5 protein-coding genes are annotated in these 3,709 nt (G+C 71.0%); 1 reads left to right on the top strand and 4 read right to left on the bottom strand.

The window, feature by feature from the left end; genetic code table 11:
• From VMR86_18545 to VMR86_18530, 4 genes are all read right to left on the bottom strand, one after another.
• On the bottom strand, positions 1–356 hold a 356-nt coding region (locus VMR86_18545; protein ID HTO09056.1), incomplete at its 3' end, for a hypothetical protein.
• A 45-nt stretch (positions 357–401) separates the two neighbouring features.
• Entirely contained in the window at positions 402–1,040 is a 639-nt protein-coding gene (locus VMR86_18540) for a glutathione S-transferase family protein (GenBank protein HTO09055.1), read from the bottom strand.
• Complete coding sequence (locus VMR86_18535) at positions 1,037–1,723, bottom strand: PQQ-binding-like beta-propeller repeat protein (protein HTO09054.1); 687 nt, start codon at positions 1,721–1,723, stop codon at positions 1,037–1,039. The genes VMR86_18540 and VMR86_18535 overlap by 4 nt, the downstream gene beginning before the upstream one ends.
• 10 nt (positions 1,724–1,733) lie before the next feature.
• A complete protein-coding gene (locus VMR86_18530; GenBank protein ID HTO09053.1) occupies positions 1,734–2,954 on the bottom strand; it encodes a helix-turn-helix domain-containing protein in 1,221 nt (406 codons plus the stop codon).
• Positions 2,955–3,038: 84 nt separating this feature from the next.
• On the opposite strand from VMR86_18530, the gene VMR86_18525 reads away from it, so the two are divergent.
• Positions 3,039–3,709, top strand: a 671-nt coding sequence (locus VMR86_18525; protein HTO09052.1) for a DUF899 domain-containing protein, incomplete at its 3' end; no start/stop codon positions are given.

Raw genomic sequence — 3,709 nt, 5'->3', positions numbered from 1 at the left:
ACTCCGCGCCCGCCCTTCAGGGTCAAGTCACCCACGAGGTTGAACGAGGCGACCTGGATGTGGTTCTCGCCGCTGCCGAGGAAGACGTGAAGAGTCTGGACTCCGCTGAACGTGGCAGTCGCCGTCTGTCCGTTCACGGTCGTGCCGCCCGTGGGAGCGATCCCCACGAAGCCTTCGACCGGCAGGAAGTCGCCGTCGGGAATGCCGGTGAAGTTCGCGGTCGCGCCGCCCATGTCACCGGTCACTTTGAGGGTCGTGCCGTGCTGGACGGCCTTCAGGTCACCCGCGTGGGCCCGTGACCCGAGGCCGATCGTGAGCAGGACGGACGCCAGCACGGTGTGAGCTCGAGACGGCATGGTCCCATGATTCTACGCCCGCTCGATGCGCAACTGCACGGTGTTTCAGCTGACTCCCAGGTCCGTCATCTGGCCCTCCAGCGCCCGCTGGAACGCCGGCCGCTTCTCACACCGCTCCTGAAACGCCGCAATCCGCGGCTCCGCCTTCACGAGCGGCGTGTGCCGCAAGAGCCGCAGCACCGTGGTCATCATCAGGTCGCCCGCCGTGAAACGGTCGTCGAGATACTCCTTCGTGCCGAGTGACTCCGCGAGCTCCGAGAGCCGCCGCTTCACCGCCGCTTCGGCCTCGGGCCGGCGCAGCTTCGCCCACTCCTGGCCTTCGTAGAACAGGTCGATCCCCACCAGCGGCTGGACCACGGTCTCGATCGAGTTCAGCGCCGCGAACACCCAGGTGATCGCGCGCGCGCGGGCGCCGGGGTCCTTGGGCAGGAGTGTCTCGCTGCGCTCGCCCACGTGCAGCAGGATCGAGCCCGACTCGAACAGCGCGAGGCCGTTCTCCTCGAGCACGGGCACCTGGCCGAAGGGCTGCTGTGCGCGGTAAGTGGGCGAGGCCTGGTCGTCGGGGCCGATGAGGCGCGTCTTGTACGGGATTCCGGCCTCTTCGAGCGCCCAGCGCACGCGCAGGTCGCGCACCAGGCCGCGCGCGAACGGGGGCACCCACTTGAACGCGGTGACGGTGATCATTTCGGTGTTCCTCCACCGGTACGACGTTTGGCGGGGCGCGATTCCGACACGGCCCGCGGCCGGCGCACGGCGCGCACCTTCCCGGTCTTCGAGCCGCCGCAGAAGAACCGATCGGCGCCGTCGGATTCGAGCCCTGACATGGGGACTCCCGGGGGCAGGTCGAGCTTCTGCAGCACTTCGCCCGTGCGCGGATCGATGCGCCGCAGGTCGCTCTCGTCGCCTTCCCAGGTGCCGTGCCAGAGCTCGCCGTCGACCCAGGTGACTCCCGTGACGAAGCGGTTCGATTCGAGCGTGCGCAGGATGGCGCCCGTTTCGGGGTCGATCTGGTGGATCTTGCGCGCGCGGTACTGACCCACCCAGAGCGTGCCTTCGGCCCAGGCCAGACCCGAGTCGGTGCCGCCGCCGGGCGCGGGAATGGTGGCGAGCACGCGGCCGGTCTTCGGGTCGATCTTCTGGATGCGGTCTTCGGCGATCTGCCACAGGTGCTGGCCGTCGAACGCGGTGCCGGCGTGCGCGACGGCGGGGATGGAGCGCACGATCTTGCCGCTCTCGGGGTCGAGGGCCTGGAGTGAGTCGCCGGCGGCGAGCCACACGTGCTGGCCGTCGAAGCTGACGCCGTGCACGTGGTCGATGCCCGGGAAGGGGCCGTATTCGCGAAGGATCTCGGCTGGGGTGTGTGTCATGGCGCTGATCCTAGTCACCGGGGAGCGGAGCGGGGAGTAACAACTGGGTCGTGAATCCGGGGACCGGCGGCGTGATCCAGCGCCGTGCGCGGCCGCGGCCGAAGGCTTGCGCCTTGCCGGCTTCGGCGAGCGTTCGCAGCGCGCGCTGAACGGTGCGTTGGCTGGCGCCGAGGGCCAGTGCCAGGGCTTGGGTCGACCAGGACTCACCGTCGGACAGGAGGGCGAGCACGGGGGCGGGCTCGTCTTCGCTGGGCAGCGCCAGCACCGCGACTTCGCGCGCATGGCGGGGCACCAGCGCGAAGCCTGTTGCCGTGGCAGTCACTGCGGCCAACGGGCGCAGCATCTTGCGCAGCCGCCCGATCTCGACGCGCAGGCGGGCGCGGTGCGAGGCGTCGGCCGATCGGGCGCCGAACGCGCGGGCGAGCAGCGTGGCTCGGGTCACGTCGTTGGGCCAGGCCTCGGCCAGCGCGCGAGCCAGCGCGAACAGCACGGGGCGGGTCGTGAGTAGTACCTGGTGGTGTGCGTCGCGTACGACGCGGCGGCACGCGTCGATCACGAGCGTGTTCGAGGCCAAGAGCGCCTCGACGGCATCGAGCCGCAACAGCTTCTCCTCGCCGCGCGCGATGCGCCGGGCCGCGGGTGTCTCGAGCGCTCGGCGCGCGAGCTCGACCTCGGCCTGAAGCGCCGGAATCGCGGCCTGCCGCGCGGCGCGTGCCGCCCGGGTGAGTGCCGCGCGCGCGGCCCTCGTGCGCAGGCGGCGCAGGGCGATACCGGCCACGGCCAGCTCGTGCGCGGCCGAGAGCGCGGGCAGGAGCGGCGCGGCGTCGAGCCCGGCGAGCGCGCGGTCGGCCTGGTCCAGGCGCCCCAGCAGGAGCAGGCGCCGGATCTCGAGCACCCGCGCGTGGGCCGCGTTCAGCCGGTCGCCGTGGGCTTCGAGTGACTCACGCGCGGCTTCGAGCGCCTTCGCGGGCCAGGCCAGGTCGCGCGAGGCGAGCGCGATCTCGGCCTCGGCAATCACGCAGCGCGCGCGCGCCACGGCCTCCCTCGGCCCGAACGCGCGCGCCGCCCGGCGCACGAGCGCCCGCGCCCGGGCCAGGTCGCCGAGCTGCGCCATCGCGATTCCCCGCAGCGCGAGCGCCGGCGCATCTTCGCGCAAGGCGACCCGGTTCAGCGCGCCGAGCGGGTCGCCGGCCGCGAGCGCGCGCGCCGCCGCCGTGATCAGCGAGTCCATCGGAATCCCGCCACACTTGTCACTCCCTCGGCCCGTCGCATGCAGCTACCCGTCTCCGTCTTCCATGAAGAGGAGATCGACGCAATGACGACACACAAGACGGGCTCTCGGAAGGAATGGCTCGATGCACGGCTCGAGCTCTTGAATGCAGAAAAGGAGCTCACCCGGCGCAGCGACGAGCTGGCGCAGCGGCGGATGGAGCTGCCGTGGGTTCGGGTCGACAAGGAGTACCGCTTCGAGACCGACGACGGGCCCGCGCAGCTCGCGGACCTGTTCCGAGGGCGTTCGCAGCTCCTGGTCTACCACTTCATGTTCGGGTCCGCCTACACGGCGGGGTGTCCGTCGTGCTCGGCGATCGCCGACGGCTTCAACGGCTTCGCCGTGCACCTGGCGCACCATGACGTGACGCTCGCGGCGGTCTCACGCACGCCGCTCGCGAAGCTGGCGGCGTACAAACGGCGCATGGGCTGGACGTTCCCGTGGGCGTCTTCGCTCTCCGGTGACTTCAACTTCGACTTCAACGTCTCGATCACCGAAGACCAGCAGCGCAAGGGTGACTACGAATACAACTTCCGGCGCAGCGCCATTCCTATGGGCACGGCTCCCGCCCCGGCGGGAGTCCAGAGACAAGCCGCCAGCTCCGGCACCGACGCGGCCACCTACATGCGCGAGCGGCCGGGCATGAGCGCGTTCGCGCTCGAGGACGGCGTGGTCTACCACACGTACTCCGCCTACGCGCGCGGGCTCGACGGCCT

It is taken from the genome of Myxococcota bacterium (genome assembly GCA_035498015.1).
Taxonomy (GTDB): domain Bacteria; phylum Myxococcota_A; class UBA9160; order SZUA-336; family SZUA-336; genus VGRW01.
Note: the sequence above shows the minus strand (reverse complement) of the source record. Positions and strands in the feature narration are given on the sequence as shown.

What these genes read in the sequence shown, in the direction of transcription:
- VMR86_18535 (HTO09054.1), bottom strand. Translation starts at nt 1,723, where the DNA reads ATGACACACACCCCAGCCGAGATCCTTCGCGAATACGGCCCCTTCCCG.
- VMR86_18540 (HTO09055.1), bottom strand. Translation starts at nt 1,040, where the DNA reads ATGATCACCGTCACCGCGTTCAAGTGGGTGCCCCCGTTCGCGCGCGGC.
- VMR86_18530 (HTO09053.1), bottom strand. Translation starts at nt 2,954, where the DNA reads ATGGACTCGCTGATCACGGCGGCGGCGCGCGCGCTCGCGGCCGGCGAC.